15 protein-coding genes are annotated in these 19,225 nt (G+C 45.1%); 3 read left to right on the top strand and 12 right to left on the bottom strand.

Translation table 11 applies throughout. From position 1 onward, the window contains the following. Positions 1-10 precede the first annotated feature (10 nt). The 4 genes from ACTCCX_RS00920 to ACTCCX_RS00905 form a co-directional block, all read right to left on the bottom strand. Positions 11-889, bottom strand: a complete 879-nt coding sequence (locus ACTCCX_RS00920) for an NAD(P)-dependent oxidoreductase (protein ID WP_463274287.1) — start codon at positions 887-889, stop codon at positions 11-13. A gap of 119 nt (positions 890-1,008) precedes the next feature. Then, on the bottom strand, positions 1,009-2,202 hold the full coding sequence (locus ACTCCX_RS00915) for a glycosyltransferase (RefSeq protein WP_463274286.1): 1,194 nt from the start codon (positions 2,200-2,202) through the stop codon (positions 1,009-1,011). Between the two features lie 239 nt (positions 2,203-2,441). After that, positions 2,442-4,172 carry a phosphoenolpyruvate--protein phosphotransferase gene (gene ptsP / locus ACTCCX_RS00910; RefSeq protein ID WP_463274285.1) on the bottom strand — a complete coding sequence of 577 codons (1,731 nt, stop codon included), beginning with the start codon at positions 4,170-4,172 and terminating at the stop codon, positions 2,442-2,444. A gap of 1 nt (position 4,173) precedes the next feature. Further along, on the bottom strand, positions 4,174-4,440 hold the full coding sequence (locus tag ACTCCX_RS00905; protein WP_068559983.1) for a phosphocarrier protein HPr: 267 nt from the start codon (positions 4,438-4,440) through the stop codon (positions 4,174-4,176). 394 nt (positions 4,441-4,834) lie between these two features. Between ACTCCX_RS00905 and ACTCCX_RS00900 the strand changes: the two genes are divergently transcribed. Together ACTCCX_RS00900 and ACTCCX_RS00895 are read left to right on the top strand one after the other, a co-directional pair. After that, positions 4,835-7,036, top strand: coding sequence for an ATP-dependent Clp protease ATP-binding subunit (locus ACTCCX_RS00900; protein ID WP_422270359.1), 2,202 nt, complete (start codon positions 4,835-4,837; stop codon positions 7,034-7,036). Positions 7,037-7,196: 160 nt separating this feature from the next. Further along, entirely contained in the window at positions 7,197-7,472 is a 276-nt protein-coding gene (locus ACTCCX_RS00895; RefSeq protein ID WP_068559979.1) for a DUF1827 family protein, read from the top strand. 91 nt (positions 7,473-7,563) lie between these two features. On the opposite strand, the gene ACTCCX_RS00890 is transcribed toward ACTCCX_RS00895, so the two are convergent. From ACTCCX_RS00890 to ACTCCX_RS00870, 5 genes are all read right to left on the bottom strand, one after another. Beyond that, positions 7,564-9,141, bottom strand: coding sequence for a peptide chain release factor 3 (locus ACTCCX_RS00890; RefSeq protein WP_463274284.1), 1,578 nt, complete (start codon positions 9,139-9,141; stop codon positions 7,564-7,566). A 393-nt stretch (positions 9,142-9,534) separates the two neighbouring features. Beyond that, positions 9,535-10,929 (bottom strand): hemolysin family protein, encoded by a 1,395-nt coding sequence (locus ACTCCX_RS00885; protein WP_463274283.1) that lies wholly within the window; start codon positions 10,927-10,929, stop codon positions 9,535-9,537. 175 nt (positions 10,930-11,104) lie between these two features. After that, entirely contained in the window at positions 11,105-12,463 is a 1,359-nt protein-coding gene (locus ACTCCX_RS00880; RefSeq protein ID WP_288926791.1) for an FAD-dependent oxidoreductase, read from the bottom strand. Positions 12,464-12,643: 180 nt separating this feature from the next. Beyond that, positions 12,644-13,747, bottom strand: coding sequence for an AI-2E family transporter (locus ACTCCX_RS00875; protein WP_422255337.1), 1,104 nt, complete (start codon positions 13,745-13,747; stop codon positions 12,644-12,646). A gap of 22 nt (positions 13,748-13,769) precedes the next feature. Continuing rightward, on the bottom strand, positions 13,770-14,810 hold the full coding sequence (locus ACTCCX_RS00870; protein WP_086988323.1) for a M42 family metallopeptidase: 1,041 nt from the start codon (positions 14,808-14,810) through the stop codon (positions 13,770-13,772). A gap of 153 nt (positions 14,811-14,963) precedes the next feature. Here ACTCCX_RS00870 and ACTCCX_RS00865 point away from each other — a divergent pair, with 153 nt between their 5' ends. Further along, the gene (locus ACTCCX_RS00865) at positions 14,964-15,431 is read left to right on the top strand and encodes a GNAT family N-acetyltransferase (protein ID WP_463274282.1); all 468 of its coding nucleotides are present in this window, start codon (positions 14,964-14,966) and stop codon (positions 15,429-15,431) included. 303 nt (positions 15,432-15,734) lie between these two features. Here ACTCCX_RS00865 and mgtE read toward each other — a convergent pair whose 3' ends face one another. The 3 genes from mgtE to ACTCCX_RS00850 all read right to left on the bottom strand — a co-directional run bounded on the left by mgtE (position 15,735) and on the right by ACTCCX_RS00850 (position 19,225). Beyond that, positions 15,735-17,111, bottom strand: coding sequence for a magnesium transporter (mgtE, locus tag ACTCCX_RS00860; protein WP_086988322.1), 1,377 nt, complete (start codon positions 17,109-17,111; stop codon positions 15,735-15,737). Beyond that, positions 17,086-17,973 carry an RluA family pseudouridine synthase gene (locus tag ACTCCX_RS00855; RefSeq protein ID WP_422302996.1) on the bottom strand — a complete coding sequence of 296 codons (888 nt, stop codon included), beginning with the start codon at positions 17,971-17,973 and terminating at the stop codon, positions 17,086-17,088. The genes mgtE and ACTCCX_RS00855 overlap by 26 nt, the downstream gene beginning before the upstream one ends. 298 nt (positions 17,974-18,271) lie before the next feature. After that, positions 18,272-19,225 carry an NAD(P)-dependent oxidoreductase gene (locus ACTCCX_RS00850; RefSeq protein WP_463274281.1) on the bottom strand — a complete coding sequence of 318 codons (954 nt, stop codon included), beginning with the start codon at positions 19,223-19,225 and terminating at the stop codon, positions 18,272-18,274.

Below are 19,225 nucleotides of genomic sequence, written 5' to 3'. Positions count from 1 at the left end.
ACCTCCAAGTCTAGATTTCAGCGTACTCTCCCCACCAAAGCTTCACCAAGGCTTGCGTCCCATCGTCGGCGAAACCTTTGTTCGCCAATTGTTCATACAATTGTGCAGCCTGTCTCGTAGCAGGTAAATCGATACCCAGCTTATCTGCTTCATCCAATGCAATCTTAAGATCTTTGACAAAATGTTTGACGAAGAAACCTGCACTGTAATCATCTTTCAGGATCCTAGGGGCATAGTTCGTCAAAGACCAGTTAGCGGCGCTTCCGGAACCGACTTGTTCGATCACGCGTTCCAAATCCAATCCTGCCGCTTTCGAATAAACAAGCAATTCGGTCATGCCGGTCATCGTGCCCGCCACCATAATCTGGTTGGCCATTTTTGTGTGCTGACCACTGCCGGCCGGCCCTTGCAGCATCACTTTGCTCGAAAAAACAGACAAAACTCCTTTAACGGCATCAAACGTTCCTTCCTCACCACCGACCATCGTTGTGAGCGTTCCATTTTGAGCACCCTTATCTCCTCCTGAAACTGGAGCATCCAACGTGCGGACCCCTCTTTCTTTGCCCAAAGCAGCTATTTTCCTGGCCAAAGTCGGCGTACTGGTCGTCATATCAATGAGAATATGGTGGTCGTCCGCTTTCGAAAAGATACCGCTCTCCCCAAAATAAGTCTCTTCAACATCTTTCGGATAACCCACCATCGTGATGACGATGTCCGATTGCGCCGTAACAGCAGCAGGGGTATCACACCACACTGCTCCTTCAGAGACAACAGCATCCGCCCTGCTTTTCGTCCGATTATAGACTCGGACTGGATAACCCGCATTCAAAAGATGTTTGATCATGGATGAGCCCATGACACCTGTTCCGATAAAACCAATTTTTTCCATTTATAAAACCGCCCCTTCTAAACACTATGTCAACAGTATACCTTACGCTTAACTCAGATAAAAACAAAAAAACACCGGGAAACAGATTATCCAAGCAATCTGTTTCCCGGTGTTCCGACTCAACGTTTGATTTTTTCCAAAAGATTCACTTTTAATTTCAATTCTTCACGCGGCTGTGATTCATAAATGTCAATACTCGCCTGATAATAGCTCAATACAGCTTCCGCAAATGCCTTTGAAGAAATCTCTTCCATAAGTCCATCCCATACTTCTTGATTTGTCGCAACATCTGATTTGTGATAAAAATCCGCATAGGCATTGATAGTCTTGCCGATTTGGTCATCCTCGTCGAACAACATTCCCAGGCTGTCTTCTTTAATCAACCCTGATAAATAGTCATTCCGCTTAGCGATGACCGGACAACCGTTTACGATCGATTCCAGATAGGTCAAGCCTTGGGTTTCCGAATCCGAAGCATTTATATAAATATCTGCCATTTGATAATACTCGCTCACATCTTCATTTTTGACTTCTCCGACAAAAATGACATTTCTGGTCAAACCCATTTCCGACACCTGTGTCTCCAACTCGTGACGCATCGGTCCGTCACCAACAAAAATAAGCTTCGCGGAAGGATAGGCTGCTACGACCTCAGGAAAGGCGTGAACAAGTTTATCCAGTTTTTTTTCCGAAGACAGCCTACTCAAAGAGAGCAACACCAATTCGGAATCCGAAATCCCCAGTTCTTCGCGCTTTTTGGCTTTGATGCCGTCAATCCGATCCGGTATCCGAACGCCCGTTGGGATGACGCGAATTTCCTTATAGATGTTGTAGGAAGCTAATTTCTCTTTCATTTGCTGACTTGGAGCAATAATGCCCATCGTTCGATTGCAAAAGTAGCGGGAAGCAATTTTAACTGCCTTAGGTTTCACCACTCTTCCATTAGCGATGTAATGCAGATATTTTTCGTACATAGTGTGGTAGGTATGCACGGTAGGAATCTGCAGCATGTAGCCGATAAATTTGCCCGTCAAACCTAAACTGAACTCCGTATGCGTGTGCACAATATCTATCTTCTGTTTCTTCGCTTCCCTAAGCGCTTTGTTCATACCTTTGACAGCAATCCTGCGATCTTTGAAAAACAAGAACGGGATACTGGTCAAACGGATTATATTTTTTTCATCTTCATCGGCTTTTGGATCTGTGGTGGTAAAAATGATGACCTCATGCCCCTCTGCCTCCAATTCCTCTTTCAAGGTGCGGATTGATGTTGACACGCCGCTCACTTGAGGAAAATACGAATCTGTAAACATGCCTATTCTCATGACTTCACCTCGAAAAAATCCCATCAAATTTATAATGACTCAATATGTTCAGTATATAGAACATTCTGATATTTGTCACTCCTCCCTACTCCCTACTTGCAAAATATATCCACAGGAACAAGCCTGCGGAAATGATGGATTCAGCTTTTCGAAATCGCTTTGAATTCACTGGCACGCAAAAAGACCAGGCATGCAAGCATGCCCGGTCTTTTTGCGCCTGAATCGGCTTAAACTAATTTAGCTTTCATTTCTTCAACTAATGCGATGACTTCTTCGACAGTCGTACATTCGTTGATTGCTTTGTCCGCTAATTTTTCCATTTCTTTTGAATCCAAACGTTTCATCAAGCTGCGTGTTTTCAGGACGCTGGATGCGCTCATGGAGAACTCATCCAAACCAAGACCCACCAACAACGGAACCGCTGTTTGGTCACCAGCCATCTCGCCACACATACCAGTCCATTTGCCCTCAGCGTGAGAAGCATCGATAACATGCTTGATCAGCGTAAGGATAGCTGGGTTGTATGGCTGATACAAGTAAGAAACCTGTTGATTCATGCGGTCTGCCGCCATTGTGTATTGGATCAAGTCGTTTGTTCCGATACTGAAGAAATCTACTTCTTTAGCGAATTGATGAGCTAATACAGCAGCTGCTGGGATTTCGATCATGATACCTACTTGGATATCATCCGCAACTTCTACGCCATCGGCTAATAGATTCGCTTTTTCTTCCTCCAACATCGCTTTAGCTGCTCTAAATTCGTTCAGAGTAGCAATCATCGGGAACATGATACGCAATTTACCGTAAACGGAAGCACGCAACAAGGCACGCAATTGCGTACGGAACATTTCCGGTTCAGCCAAGCAAATCCGGATAGCACGATAACCTAAGAATGGATTCATTTCTTTCGGTAATTCCAAATAAGGCAATTCTTTATCCCCACCGATGTCCATTGTGCGAACAACGACAGGATTGCCTTCCATGCCTTCCAAAACAGCTTTGTAAGCATCAAATTGCTCATCTTCTGTCGGGAAGTCCGAAGAGTCCATGTACAGGAATTCAGTACGATACAACCCTACCGCTTCAGCGCCATTAGCGACAACGCCTTCCAAATCTTTAGGCGTTCCGATGTTAGCTGCCAATTCGATATGTTTACCGTCTGCAGTAACTGTATTTGCATTTTTCAGTTTGTGCCATTCTGCTTGCATTGCAGAAAACTCTTCAGCTTTCTTCTTGTATGCAGCTAATGTTTCTTCATCAGGATTGATGAAGACGTCGCCGTCCAAACCATCCAAAATGATGATATCGCCATCTTTGACGATTTGTGTGATTTCTTTTGACCCTACGATTGCAGGAATTTCCAGAGAACGGGCCATGATTGCGCTATGGGATGTGCGTCCACCGATATCAGTAACGAATCCTTTAACATAATCACGGTTCAATTGAGCTGTGTCACTAGGAGTCAAATCTTTGGCAACGACGATCACTTCTTCAGTGATTGTCGATGGGTTAGGGATTTTGACACCCAACAAGTGGCTCAACACACGTTCCGTAACGTCGCGGATATCCGCAGCACGTTCTTGCATGTATGGGTTGTCTTCCATCGCTTCGAACATACCGATGAACATGCCGGCAACATCAGAAAGTGCCGATTCAGCATTGACACCGTTGTCTCGGATGTTGGCGTTCATCGATCCGATCATTTCCGGATCGGACAATACCATCAAATGTGCATCAAAAACTTGTGCTTCTTCTTCGCCAAGTGATACTGCCGCTTTTTCTCGGATTGCACTTACCTCTGATTTAGCGGTTTCAAAGCTTTCCAAAAGACGAGCAACTTCGCCTTCTGAATCTTCCACTTTACGCTTTTCAAAGGACAGATCCGGTTCAGTAAGCAAATATGCTTTCGCAATTGCAATACCATCACTAGCTGCTATTCCTTGTAAGTGGTTTTTCATATTACTCTGCTAGCCCTTCTTTTACCATAGTTTCAGTGATTCCAGCCATAGCGTCTGCTTCGTCCGGACCTTCTGCAGTGATGACAACATCAGCGCCTTGGCCTACGCCTAATGACATTACACCCATGATGGATTTTAAGTTAACAGATTTACCTTTGTATTCTAAATTAATATCAGAATTGAATTTGCTTGCAGTTTGCACCAATAAAGTTGCTGGACGTGCATGAATCCCTGTTTCTGCGATTACGTGATATTCTTTTCTTTCCATAGTCATGAACCCCTTTGAGATGTATTTATTTAAGGTACTTTTGATACGCTCCCATTATAACAGAAAAATCGAAAAACGTATGAAAAATAACCCTTTCATTAAATAAGATTAACATCTTTCGCTTTATACTACAACTGTTTTAAATAGAATCGTTCAAATTTTTGTCATAATTGCTGAAATAGCACTCATTTAATACAACCCCCGTTTGGATAAAACTGTCCCGGAATGAATATTTTGCTTCATTCCAAGTCAAACCTCTTGAAAGTCAAAATAGGTCAATGTATAATGGATCCATAAGGTCAGAGTTGGTCAGTGAACCTTCTTGTGAGTGTCCCTTAGCCGTTACTACTATAATATACATGTGACTATGATCCATATAGAAAGGAAGATTGCCATGCTTTGTCAACATTGCGGAAAAAAACAAGCCTCCATTCATCTGTATGCCAGCGTGAATGGACAAAGACGCCAAATCGACTTATGCCAGAACTGCTACCAAGAGTTCAAAAATGCTCAATCGCAACAAAATAATCCGAACCCAAGATCTCAAGGACCTGTAGACCCCTTTTCTTTCGGTAATCTGGATTCTTTCTTCAAACAAATACAACAGAACCAAGAACAGAATTATCAACAACCCCCTGCCTCGGAAGTTGCTCGCGGCGGTAAAGGTGGCAAAGGCGGCTTACTGGACGAATACGGCATCAACTTGACCCAACTGGCCCGCGATGGCGGTATCGACCCTGTCATCGGAAGAGACAGCGAAATCGCACGCGTCATTGAGATTCTGAATCGCCGAACAAAAAATAATCCGGTACTCACAGGGGAAGCGGGTGTCGGCAAAACTGCGGTAGTGGAAGGTCTTGCCCAGAAAATCGTGGACGGCGATGTCCCTCAGAAATTGTTGGACAAAGAAGTGATCCGCTTGGATGTCGTCTCACTCGTCCAAGGAACCGGCATCCGCGGTCAATTCGAAGAACGGATGCAGAAACTGATGGATGAAATCCGCGCGAACAAACAGATCATCCTCTTCATCGATGAAATCCATGAAATCGTCGGAGCAGGAAGCGCTGAAGGAAGCATGGATGCAGGCAATATCCTGAAGCCAGCCCTAGCAAGAGGCGAACTGCAATTGGTCGGCGCAACAACACTGAACGAGTACCGCAGAATCGAGAAGGACGCTGCACTGGAACGCCGATTCCAGCCCGTCCGCGTGAATGAACCAACACCCGAACAGACGTTGATCATCCTCCAAGGAATCCGTCCGAAATATGAAGATTATCACCATGTCAAATATTCGGATAAGGCGCTGGAAGCGGCAGTCAAATTGTCGCATCGCTACATCCAGGATCGTTTCCTTCCCGACAAAGCTATCGACCTACTTGATGAATCCGGATCCAAAAAGAACTTGACGATCAAGCCCATCGATCCGAAACAGATAGAGGAACGCATCGAAACGGCCGAAAGGGAAAAACAAGCCGCCCTGCATGCGGAAGATTACGAAAAAGCTGCCTATTATCGCGATCAGATCACGAATCTTAATAAAATGAAACAGAATCCGGCCCCAGCCGATGGCGATCCTGTCATAACAGAGCAGGATATCCAAAAGATCATTGAGATCAAGACAAATATCCCGGTCGGTGAGCTACTTGAAAAAGAACAGACGCAATTGAAAAATCTTGATGCCGATCTGAAGAAAAACGTCATCGGTCAAGATGAAGCCATCGACAAAGTATCGAAAGCCATCCGCAGAAACCGAATCGGATTGAGCCGTAAAAACCGACCTATCGGTTCCTTCCTGTTCGTAGGGCCTACCGGTGTCGGTAAGACCGAATTGGCCAAACAGTTGGCAATCGAAATGTTCGGAACCGAAGACGCGATCATCCGCTTCGACATGAGCGAATACATGGAAAAGCATGCCGTCTCTAAATTGATCGGATCGCCTCCGGGTTACATCGGCTATGACGAAGCCGGTCAATTGACCGAACGCGTCCGCCGCAGCCCGTACAGCATTTTACTGTTGGATGAAGTCGAAAAAGCCCATCCGGATGTCATGCATCTCTTCCTGCAGATTCTTGACGACGGTCGCCTGACGGACTCCCAAGGCAGGACTGTGAGCTTCAAAGACACCATCATCATCATGACCAGCAATGCCGGTACGGGCGTCCAGGAAGCCAGTGTAGGTTTTGGCGCAGCCATGAAAGGCAAGACGCATTCCATTCTGAATCGCTTGAGTGATTACTTCAAGCCTGAATTCATCAACCGCTTCGATGCGATTGTCGAGTTCAACCAGCTTTCCAAAGAAAATTTGAGCAGAATCGTCACCCTTATGTTGGATGACGTCAACGAATTGCTGAAGGACAAGGAAATCAGCGTCACCGTCTCTCAGAAAGCAAAAGATCGCCTAATCGATCTGGGATATGACCCAAGCATGGGCGCTCGCCCTCTGCGCCGCGTTATTCAAGATCAGATTGAGGATCAAGTAGCTGAATTCTACTTGGATAATCCGAAAATCAAAGATTTATTTGTCGATGCAGACGAAGAAGGTAATCTGATGGTCGTCAGCAAAGTCGACCAAGCAGAAACAACGACTTCTGAATAATATTCGGTTCCGAAAGGCAAGAGCCCAAAAGTCAGCTCTTGCCTTTCTCATCTTAAAAATCCAAGAAAATTATTCATTTGTTTGTTTACTCTTTAAATAAATTAACAGTTGTTATATAATTATTCTATAAACAGCCAACCTAAGTTAGGGGTGTTCGTCCATGAAATTGATCGATGTTACAAATAGCCACGCTGATCTTGTACGTGAGCAATTGGCCAACACCGATGCTCAATTTGTCAAAGTTTATTCTTTGGGACAAACTACAGTCATCTTTACCGGTGCCACAACGCATGAGGATGTCATTATCCTCAACAAAAACCGTCGTGTGAAGCAAAGTGAAATCGACTTTGTGCTGACGAAATTGTTGCATCTTACCGTTGATGACGTGGAAGTTATGCCTGGTCATAACTTCGTGGAGCTATCTCATCTCAAATGATTGACATTTTTGGCACTCAAAAAAAACTCTTCTTAACACAAAAACGCACACTGCTTTTCAGCAATGTGCGTTTTTTGTTTCTTTGATCAAATTAAAGTAAAGATGTCAATTTGACTTCTGGATATTTATCCTCGAACCAACGCATAGCAAATTGATTTTCAAAAAGGAACACAGGATCCCCAAAACGGTCGCGACACAATAAGTTACGGCTGGATGACATATTCGGATCCAAATCTTCCGGATCGATCCATCGCGCAATTTTTGAGCCCATCGGTGTCATTTCTACTTCTGCATTGTATTCGTGCAACAAACGGTACTGGAACACTTCAAACTGCAATTGACCGACTGCACCCAAAATATAATCTTCTGTATGGTACGTTTTGTACAACTGGATGGCCCCTTCTTGAACCAACTGCTGCACCCCTTTATGGAAAGATTTCTGTTTCATGACGTTTTTCGGAGTGACTTTCATGAACAGTTCAGGTGTAAATTGCGGCAACGCTTCAAACTCAAGTGCTTTTTTGCCTTCATGGATCGTATCGCCGATCTGGAAGTTCCCAGTATCGTAAAGTCCGATGATATCACCTGCTACAGCGGTCTGGACTTGCTCACGGGAATCGGCCATGAACTGCGTTGTATGCGCCAACTTGATTTTTTTGCCGGTACGGGTCACAAAAACATCCATCCCGGGTTTGAATTCACCGGAGCAGACACGCACGAAAGCAATCCTATCTCGGTGAGCGGGATTCATATTTGCTTGGATTTTGAAGATGAAGCCGGTGAAGTTTTCGTCAGTAGGTTCAACGATTTCATCCGCCACCGTCAGATGCTCACTTGGACTCGGAGCAAAATCCACAAAGGCATCTAAGAACGTCTGAACGCCAAAGCCAGTTAAAGCGGAACCGAAGAAGACCGGCGTCAGTTTACCTGCTGCAATAGCTTCTTCAGAAAAATCGTTACCAGCCTCTTTCAATAATTGGACATCTTCAACCGCTTGGGTATAGATGGTTGATTGCGTCACTTGATAATCGCCTTCGATTTCGCCGTCTTCATTCAGCGGAAGAAAATCATTGTCTTGATTCTCTTCAGGATGAGTCAATTCTACGCGGTTATTGTAAATATCATACAGACCCAACAAATTTTTACCCATGCCCATCGGCCAGTTCATCGGATACGCATCGATCTCCAACACTTCTTCCAATTCCGCAATCAGATCCATCGGCTCGCGGCCATCACGGTCCAATTTATTGATGAAAGTGAAGATCGGAATCCCTCGCATACTGCAGACTTTAAATAATTTCTTTGTCTGCGGCTCAATCCCTTTCCCGCTATCGATGACCATCACTGCACTATCCACAGCCATCAGTGTACGGTATGTATCTTCCGAGAAATCCTCATGTCCGGGCGTATCCAAAATATTGATCTGCTTTCCGTCGTAATCAACTTGCATGACCGAACTGGTTACAGAAATACCCCTTTGTTTTTCAATATCCATCCAATCTGATTTGGCGAATTTTCCTGATTTTTTTCCCTTTACCGTCCCGGCTTGACGGATTGCGCCCCCAAACAACAGCAACTGCTCCGTGATGGTCGTTTTACCGGCATCCGGATGGGAAATGATGGCAAATGTTCTTCTTGCTTTAACTTTATCTGCTAATGTATGAGTCATATTTTTCCCCTTTTTTCCAAATATCTCTATCGTGAATGTAAGAAAAGCTGAGCGAGTTCGCTTAGCCCTGAGCATGGAAACACTGCAATCTGATCGTTTTCATTTCCGCAGGGCAAACCCGTGGAGCTAGCCATTTATATTGGAAGCAGGAGACATTTTGAAAAACCATCACACGTCTGCAGCGGCGAACGCTTAGTTTCAAAATATCATCTGCTTTCCTTTACACAAAAAGATAGCATGAGCAATATGCACACGCTAATCCACGACAATACCTTTGTTATTATACAAGAAATCCGAGCATTCCACAAGAATTCCCTTGCGAGAGCATATGGAACCAAAAAAACAGCCCCTCCCGGATCGATGTTCATCGATCCGGGAGGGGCTGCTCACCATTCAGTCTCTTTCTTCTGTTTCTTCCGCTCCATCGGCAGTTTCAGCTGCCTCGTCCTCTTTGAAACGTTCTTTTGCAGGCCGATCATTCTCATTGATATAAGACACGCCAACTTTTAAAAGCCGGCGGTTATCGAACGCCAATGTTTTGATGATCAATCCGTTCTCCTCGATGGATGCTTGCTCATTTTCTTCCGGAAACTCACCCAACTCCGTCAACAGATAACCGGCGATCGTATCGACATCCGCTGACTCAAGTTGCGTACCAAAATAATCATTGAAGCGATGCAAAGGCGTAGCCCCATCGGCTTCGTATACATTATCTCCAATCCGTTCGATCAGAACATAACTTTCATCATACTCATCCTCGATATCGCCAACAATTTCCTCAAGAATGTCCTCCAAGGTCACAATCCCGACCATACCGCCATACTCGTCATGAAGCAACGCCAACTGGTTATGGCTTTTCTTCAGGTAAGACATCAACTCATCCGTGAGTATGGTTTCTGGAACAAATAGTGGCTCATTCATGATTTTCCGCAAATCAATCTGTTCGATGGGCGTATTTTTGGATTCCTTCAATAAATTTTTCAAATGCAACACACCAATGATATTATCCTTGTCGTCCTCGTAAATCGGTATGCGTGTATAAGGAGAATCCAGCGCGGCTTCTATGTTTTCTTCGACATCATCGTTCACATCCAGCATGAAAGTATCCGTCCGGGGTACCATTACTTCCCTAGCCATCTTATTGTCCATGGAAAGCACACCTTTAAGCATATTGAATTCCATCCGTTCGATGGTCCCTTCATCACTGCTCTTTTCCAACAATTCACGCACCTCTTCACGCGAAAACATGTCATTTCCGCTTGTGAAAGTGATCGGTGTCATTTTCTCAAGAACACTCGTTGAAAAAGACAAGAACCAAACGAAAGGTCTCATCAGTTTTTGTACGACAGTGATGAAACCAGCACCGGCACGCGCCACCTCTTCCGGCCGTTGCAGTCCCAGTTGTTTCGGATACAACTCACCGAATACCAAGGAAATGTAGGAGAGTGCTAACGTCACGATCAGGATGGCTACCTGTTCTGCTCCTGGTATATTACTCAGGTAGGGATCGAGTTTGGCTGCGAATGTATTGGCAGCCGAAGCACTGGAAAGGAAGCCCGCGAAAGTGATGGCAACTTGGATGGTCGCCAAAAAGTCATCGGAATGATCCAAAAGCGCCAAAATTTTGCGTGCTTTTTCATCACCTTTGATTGCCTGGTTCGCCACCCTGTTTTTATTCAATGAAACAAATGCGATTTCAGATGCCGCAAAAAATGCGTTCACCAATGTCAATACCGCAATCAACAACAATTGCCAAAGCAATGTCTGATTACTGGGGTCTGTGGTCATAGAATGTTTCTCCTTCGTTTTTTAGATCTCTTTGAAAGTTGATTGTTATCTTTCATTATCTAATGACCCGGCAAAAAAAACAAGTATTTTATCCGGATATACCCTTTCTCCAACAAAAGAACCCCTCCGATAATCAACAAGCGATCACGGAGGGGTTCCAAATTATGGAATTGAATTATTTAGCAGCTAATTCAGCTTCTTGTTCCAAAGCCTTTTGAGCCAACAAGTTCAAGTAGTTCCAAGGACGGTCAAAATGAGGTTGGAAGAAGAAGTCAACAAGTGCCAAATCTTCAATCGTCATTTTGTTTTGGATAGCCAATGATAATGTGTTGGCTGATTGTGTAATGTCATATTTGGACATCAGTTGTGCGCCAACGATGCGGGTTGTGCCTACTTCATAGACAAGTTTCATCAATATTTTTTCGTTTGATGGCATGAATTCAGGACGGTAGAAATCCTCCAGAATTACGGAACGTGTTTCAAGACCGAATGCTTCGGCACTTGCGGAATTCACACCTGTTGAGCCAATGTTGAATCCGTTTAGGTATAAGCCTGAAGTGGACTGGGTTCCACGGTATTTCATTTTAGGTCCGTTGATGTTTTTCCCTACCAACATTCCCATACGTACTGCATTTGTTGCTAACGGAATATAAGCGTGCCCACCATTCGGATTATAGTTTACCGCACAGCTGTCTCCTGCTGCATAAACATCAGGCACGCTTGTTTGCATGTAATCATTCACGATGATTGCGCCATTTCCCATCATTTCCACTTGGCCTTTGACAAGCTCAGTGCTCGGTCTGAATCCGACACAAAGAATGACCAACTCAGCGTCATATTCTCCGCCAGTAGTAACTACGGTAGTGATGTCACCCGCTTCGTTGTCTTTGAAACCTTTAACCATTTCGTTCAATTGAACTTTTACGCCATGTGCGCGCAAGTCATCTTCAAGGATATCCGTGAATTCAGTATCCAAATATTTATTCAGAATGCGATCTAAACCATCAACTAATGTTACTTCTTTTCCATCGTTGGCAAATGCTTCCACCAATTCGATACCGATGTAACCGCCGCCGACAACAACGATTTTCTTTTTATCGTCTTTACGTGCGATGATTTCTTTTGCTTGGTTGTAGTTTTTGCAAAGCAAAACATTTTTGCTCTGGATGCCTTCGATTGGCGGGATGATTGGCCATGAACCAGTAGTCAGAACCAATTTATCATAAGTGTCTTGGATTTCTTCCCCAGTAACTAAATTTTTCACAGAAACAGTTTTTGCCGCTGTATCAATGTTTGTTACATCATGTTGCATGTTTACGTTTGCGCCCAACGAAGCAAGTTCCTCAGGGTTAGAATAGAATAATCCTTGTGGATCTTTCACGACACCGCCGACGTAAAGCGCAATCCCGCATGACAAGAACGAAACGTTATCGTTTCTTTCGTATACCGTTACTTCAGTCCCTGGATTCTCCTTCAAAATTGTCTTCACTGCTGATGTTCCGGCATGTGTACATCCCACTACGATTACTTTCATTGTACTTCCTCCTAAATTTTCCGCATTAATATATTTTGCACAAATCAACCGCAACGATTCTCATAATTCATAATAAAAACTGCACAAATTGATTCGTTATGCTCTTAATACTTTTTATATAATAAAGGATTCCAAAGGTAAAAAGCAATCAATAACCCTTGGAATCCATATTAATTTTCATTATTCTTTATATAACACTTTTTTCTTCCTGTTTTTAACGTATCTGTGGACATATTGAACGATGGTTTTTACGACTGCATACGTAGGAATCGCCAATATCATTCCCAGAACACCGGAAATCTTGCCGACAGCCAACAACAAAAAGAGAATCGTCAGCGGATGCATATCCAATGTTTTGCCCAAGACGTTTGGTGAAATGATGTTCGATTCCACTTGCTGTACTACTAAGACAACCGCACAGACCAAGAGCGCTTTCGCCGGCGAGACTGTCAATCCAATTATTGCGGCCGGAATTAAGCCGATGTAGGGTCCAAGATAAGGAATAATGTTTGTGACGGCTGCAGTGACTCCAAGCAGGAAGGCGTAAGGCAATCCGATCAGTAGATATCCGATAAAGGTGAATGTCCCTACGAACAAACAAACGAGTGCCTGTCCGCTGATATATTTGGCGATTGTTTTGTTGATTTCCTTCAGGAGCGCCAAAACATCTGCTGAATACTCCTGAGGCAATAACTGAGCGACCGCTTCCGGAAACTTATGTCCATCTTTCAGCATATAGAAAAAAATCAACGGAATGATGACGACAAGCAAGGCAATATTGGCTACGGCCGACAGAACAGAACCGATGCTGCCAGTCAGGCCATTGAGAAAGGCGGTGATACTGCTTTGAATATTTCCGCTCAACTGGGACAATTGGGTCGGAATGTCCAGCCGCGCAACCCATTCCTGTTCAATCACTTGCTGATAGATATTATTCAGGGAACGGATAACACCAGGCAAATTTGTCAGCAACTCTCCGATCTGGTTTACAAGATTCGGAATGAGCGCCAAAAACGAGAAGATGACGATGCCGATCAGAAGCAACATGACTATCAGGATGCCTATCGGACGTTTGATGTTCAGCCTGTGCTCAAGCAGTTCGATGAACGGCGTGAAGATATAATACAGAAATCCTGCCACAAGAACTGGTGTAAAGATCGTAGAGATGAAGGCCCCGATCGGATAAAAAATAAAATCGATTTTTGTGGAAACCCAGACTAAGCACGCCATCACTAAGAGCCAAATACTCCAGTAAAGCAGATTTGTTTTCTTTGACTTTTCCATTGAATATCCCCTTTTTGCGAATCTAGTTTTCGATCATCGGAGCGGACAGATACGCTTCCAACAAGCTCGCGCACGCATCGAGAGACTTCCGATGGGTCCGCTCGTAGGCATGGCTTGCATCGATTCCCGGTCCGATCAAAGCATGGCGAACATCCCAACCCGCTTTCATGGCTGCAGAGGCATCACTGCCGTAAAAAGGATAGATATCCAACTTGTAAGGAATGGCCTTTGATTCGCACAATCCGACCAATTGTTGACGAAGTCCGAAGTGGTAAGGGCCCGATCCGTCCTTCACGCAGATGGACACGGTATACTCGTCAGTCTGCTGATCATCGCCCATCGCACCCATATCGACAGCCAAATATTCCATCGTGTGCGGTGGCATATTCGAGTTGCCGCCGTAGCCGATTTCCTCGTTGTTCGAAAAGAAGAAACAAGTCGTATACGGTAACATCAGGTTTTCGTCCGCGATACGGTGCAGGAACTGCAGCAAGATAGCCGCACTCGCTTTATCGTCCAGATGTCTTGACTTGATGTAACCGGATGGCGTAATCTCTGTCCGGGGAGCAAAGCTGATGAAATCCCCTACCCCTATGCCAAGCGAAGCGACATCCTTTGCAGAGTGCACTTCCGCGTCCAGACGAATCTCCATATTGTCTTGACTGCGTTCAGCCGTTCGCGCATCTTTGTATACATGGACACTGGTTTGGTGCAACAATATCGTACCCGTCCACTCTTTTCCGGTAGCAGCACTATGGATCGTGCAGTATTCACCATCAATTGAATGGTAAGTGAACCCGCCGATCAGCTCTATTTTTAAGCGACCATCCGGTTTGATTGCGCGCACCATCGCCCCCAGCGTATCGATATGCGCAGTCACAAAACGCCTTTTGTGGTCTTCGTTCCCTTTAACCGTCACCATCAAACTTCCTTTATGATTCCGTTCAGGCTGATATCCCTTTTTTTTCAGATTTTCATCCAAGAATCCGATGATTTCCGCCGTATATCCTGTTGGCGATGGAATGTTTGTCAATTGTTGGATTGTTTCAATTATGTCAAGCATACTATTCCTCCTCTAGCTGATTATATAAGTATAGCAAAAGAAAGGCTTTAAAAAAGACAAAAGCAATTATTTCAGACAAAAAATGCTGATTCAGGTAAAATAAGAACAGAGGTTCCAACGAACCTAGTAAATTTTGAAAGCGAGGAATACGCGTTGTTGCATTTTGAATGGACACAAAATCTAAAATCCAAAACCTACAAGGATGCCTTGGACATCCGCAAAGAAGTATTCGTGGAGGAGCAGCAGGTACCGGTCTCGATAGAAATTGACGATTTGGAAGATAAAACCCTACACCTCGTTGGCTATCAAAAATCCATTCCGGTTGCCACTGCCCGCATTTATCCGATGGAAAACGGTAAATACAAGGTGCAGCGCGTTGCCATCCGCAAAGTCGCAAGAGAAAAGAAATACGGCAGCATCCTCATGCAAGAAATCGAAAGATACATACGTGAGCTCGGTGGCAAGCGCCTGTTCCTCGGCGCTCAGAACCATGCCATCGGATTTTACGAAAAAGTCGGCTATACCATCTGCGGCGAAGAATACGAAGAAGCTGGAATACTGCATCATGACATGGACAAAATATTAGAGCGTGATGAATCCCGGGTAGAAATCGAGCACTAAGAGGACTAACACTAAGCGGACGTTTTTTGTCCGTGTGTGGTAGTCAGCTTAGGCACAGATTTCTGGGATTCAGAACGCGTTTGATAGAGCGTGATGATTCGCGTTTAGGGGATGAGCACTAAGAGGCTATTACGAGAACGGCCGCTTTTTGGCCGTGACGTAATAGCAGCTTAGGCGGAATCCCCCGCGAATCAGAACGCGTTTGATAGAGCGTGATGATTCGCGTTTAGGGGATGAGCACTAACCCCGTTAAAAAATAGGCAATGGACAAAGCGTTTGCTTGTTCATTGCCTATTTTTGCACCTACATAAGCGTGTTGATAAAATGTTTTGCGATATTGAAATAAATCAAAACGGATGTTAAATCGCTGAATGTCGAGATGAACGGTCCGCTTGCGACGGCAGGATCAAAGCCAAGACGATCCATCAATACCGGAATCAAGCTGCCGGCCAGATTCGCAACCGTGATGGCAACCAACATGGAAATGCCGATGATCCCACCCAAAATGAAATTCTGTTTCCAAACACCGATGACGAGCGCAATCGTGACACCAGTAACCAATCCGGAAATCACCCCGGTCGCCAACTCGGATAAAATGGTACGGAACAAATTTTTCTCCTCATCATCCTGCATGCCGATCTTGCGGACTGCGACGGCAAGCGATTGTGTCCCCGCATTACCGGATGTTCCGGTGATCAAGGTGACAAACACGGAAAGGATCGATGCATCCGAAATCAAACCTTCATATTGGCTGATCAAAGTGGATGTTCCCATACCCAAGAATAATAGCGTAATCAACCACGGCAACCGCTTGGATGCCGCCACAAAAGGATTTTCCGATTGCTCCTCAACGTCGACCCCGGCCAAACCGGAGAAGTCGCTGACGGCTTCCTCATCGATGACGTCAATGATGTCATCGACGGTGATGATCCCCAGCAATACATTGTTTTCGTCGACTACCGGTACAGCCAGAAAGTCATAGTCCCTGATTTTATGAGCTACATCTTCTTGCCCTTCGTTTACGTTCACGGAAACGATCCGCTCGCTCATGATATCGCCAATCATCATATCTTCATCGTTCACGATCAGATCCCTCAAGGAAATGACGCCGACCAGTACATTATCCACATTGACGACGTAAATATAGTAGATGGTTTCCGCATCAGGCGCTTTACTCTTGAGGATGGCCATCGCTGAACGAACCGTTTGGTTGGCGACGATCGAGACGAATTCCGGCGTCATGATGGCCCCGGCAGTCTCATCTTCATAATTCAACAGGGCGCGAATTTCTTTTGCCGCCTCTATAGGCATAAGGCGCAGATACAACCAAATCCGCTCATCCTTCAGCTGTTTCAGCATATCAACGGCATTATCGGCATACATGTTGGCCAACATATCAGCTGCATATTGATTGTTCATTTCCAAAAGATACGCTTCGATCGACTCGACATCTTCTTCGATAATTTCGAACATGTCAGCCATTTCATTTACGGAGAGATAATTGTACATCGCAATACGTTCCTCAGGCGCCAGGGCTAGATAGATCTGGGCCTGATCGTAGAGGTGATAGTCCAAAAAATCGGAACGGAATTTTTCCATATCCTCGCCTTGGAGTGATTCGCGGATTTTCGCAAACGCTTCGTCCAGTTCAAATTCATATTGTGGTTCCAACACGGACATCAGCCTCCTTGTCTCTCTGTCTGCTTTCCCATTTGATGAAATCATCCGGCAACGGCGCTTCTATCTTTAAGGGCTCCCCACTGATCGGATGCACAAATGCCAATGACTCACAATGCAGGGCTTGCCGTAATATTTCTGGGTCAGCCTTTCCTCCATAAAGGTCATCTCCAAGCAGTGGCGCACCGATGGAGGTGAAATGCACCCGAATCTGATGGGTCCTTCCCGTATGTAACTTGATTTTCACAGTCTGCCCATCAGGATAGGTCTTATCCAACCAATATTCCGTCAGCGCTTGTTTACCGTCTTCCCTGACCATTCGCGTCATGATCGAATCCTCTGTCCTGCCGATGGGGGCATCGATGAATCCGTGGGGTTGCGTCAGCACCGGTTCGGATAAGATCGCTCGGTACGTTTTGTCGACTTCCTTGTTGCGCAATAACGTGTCCATCAGAGCATGCGCATACCCATGCCTTGCAAAAAGCATCACACCGGTCGTATCGCGATCCAATCGCGTGACAATATGGATGACTTGGTCCACGTAGCCTTGACGTTGGTAGTAGCCTTTGACGCGATTCGCCATTGAAAGACGCGGGTGCACCTTTGATGGTATGGAGGCAGCGCCAAATGGTTTGTTCACAATTAAAAAGTGGTCGTCCTCAAATAATATGTCCAAAGGCATATCCACTCCGACAGTCGTTTCATGCTCCCCTTCATCCGGAATCCGGATCATTACTTTATCGCCCTTTTTCAAGGTCGCCAAGACCGTTCTTTCTTTACCGTTCAGCCAGATACTGCCACCATCAAATTTGATCGTAGCAAGCAGACTTTTTGATATACCCTTGGAACGTAAAAAAGTCTTCATTTGTATCGTCTCTTCTTTTTCATATATCCAGCTAAAAATCACTACACACTACCCCTACTCTATACCAAATCTCTACATGCGGATCAGCCGGATTGATTGTTTCTTTGCTGGTCCGGATATTGAACAGATCACCAAGCATTACAATGATCCTGAAAGCTTCAGGATTCAGCCTGGTAACATACATTCCTATTCTAACCAAAATGAGCACATTCCACAACTCATGCCCCGCCGTCATGTGAAAAAAATTGGCAAAAAAGACCACACCTGCCAAGTCGCTGGTGCAGCCCTTCTTTATCTGTTAATATTTCTTCCCAAAATCAATCAGATTACGGCTTGGTTTGCCGTCTTCTTTGTAACTCTTTGCGTTCTCCAAGACAACTTCAAACAGACTGTCCCGGAAATGTTCAACCACACCCGAAAAGTGCGGCGTAATCAGTACCTTTTCATGCCTCCATAATGGACTTTCTGCCGGCAACGGTTCCTCGTCGAACACATCCAAAGCCGCGTAGGCCACCGTCCCATTGTCCAACACTTTGATGAGACTATCGCTGTCCACCGTGGCGCCACGCCCTACATTCACGAATAGAACACCCTTTTTCATGCGCGAGAATAGAGCATCATTGAACACACGATAGGTTTCATCCGTTTGGGGAAGGATATCCACGACAACATCCGCAAAATCGATGACTGTAACAATATCATCCATTTTGACCGTCACATCCATGCCAGGTAAATCCTTACCGCTGCGATTGACAGCGATGACTTTCATACCGAATGCTTTGGCCAGTTCTCCCAGCCGATTCCCGATGTGACCCGCACCTACGATCATCATCGTCTTGCCTTTCAGTTCCTGGAGTTCCATGGTCTGTTCCCATTTGCGTTGAGGCTGATTCAGGATCGCAGCCTTCAATCCGCGCATATGCGAAAGCAATACGCCGATGACGTATTCAGCAATCGGTTCAGCATGGATGCCGCTCGCGTTCGTCAAGTAGATTCCCTTTCTTTCAAAGGTTTCTAAGGGAAGACTGTTCACGCCTGCCGAAATCGCTTGGACCCATTTCAATGAAGGCAACTTTCCTTCCTCCAACAGGTTGGTCAATTCGTCGTTCCATCCGACAGTCCATTCGACTGCACTGAAACCTTCTGTTTCCGCGTCATCGGTAATCATCTCATAATCCGGGTAGAGCCCCTTCAGCGCTTCGATGTGCTGTTCCTTCAAACGCGCCTTCAGCAGCCACTTTTTGGTTGACAT

It is taken from the genome of Trichococcus sp. (genome assembly GCF_055118575.1).
Note: the sequence above shows the minus strand (reverse complement) of the source record. Positions and strands in the feature narration are given on the sequence as shown.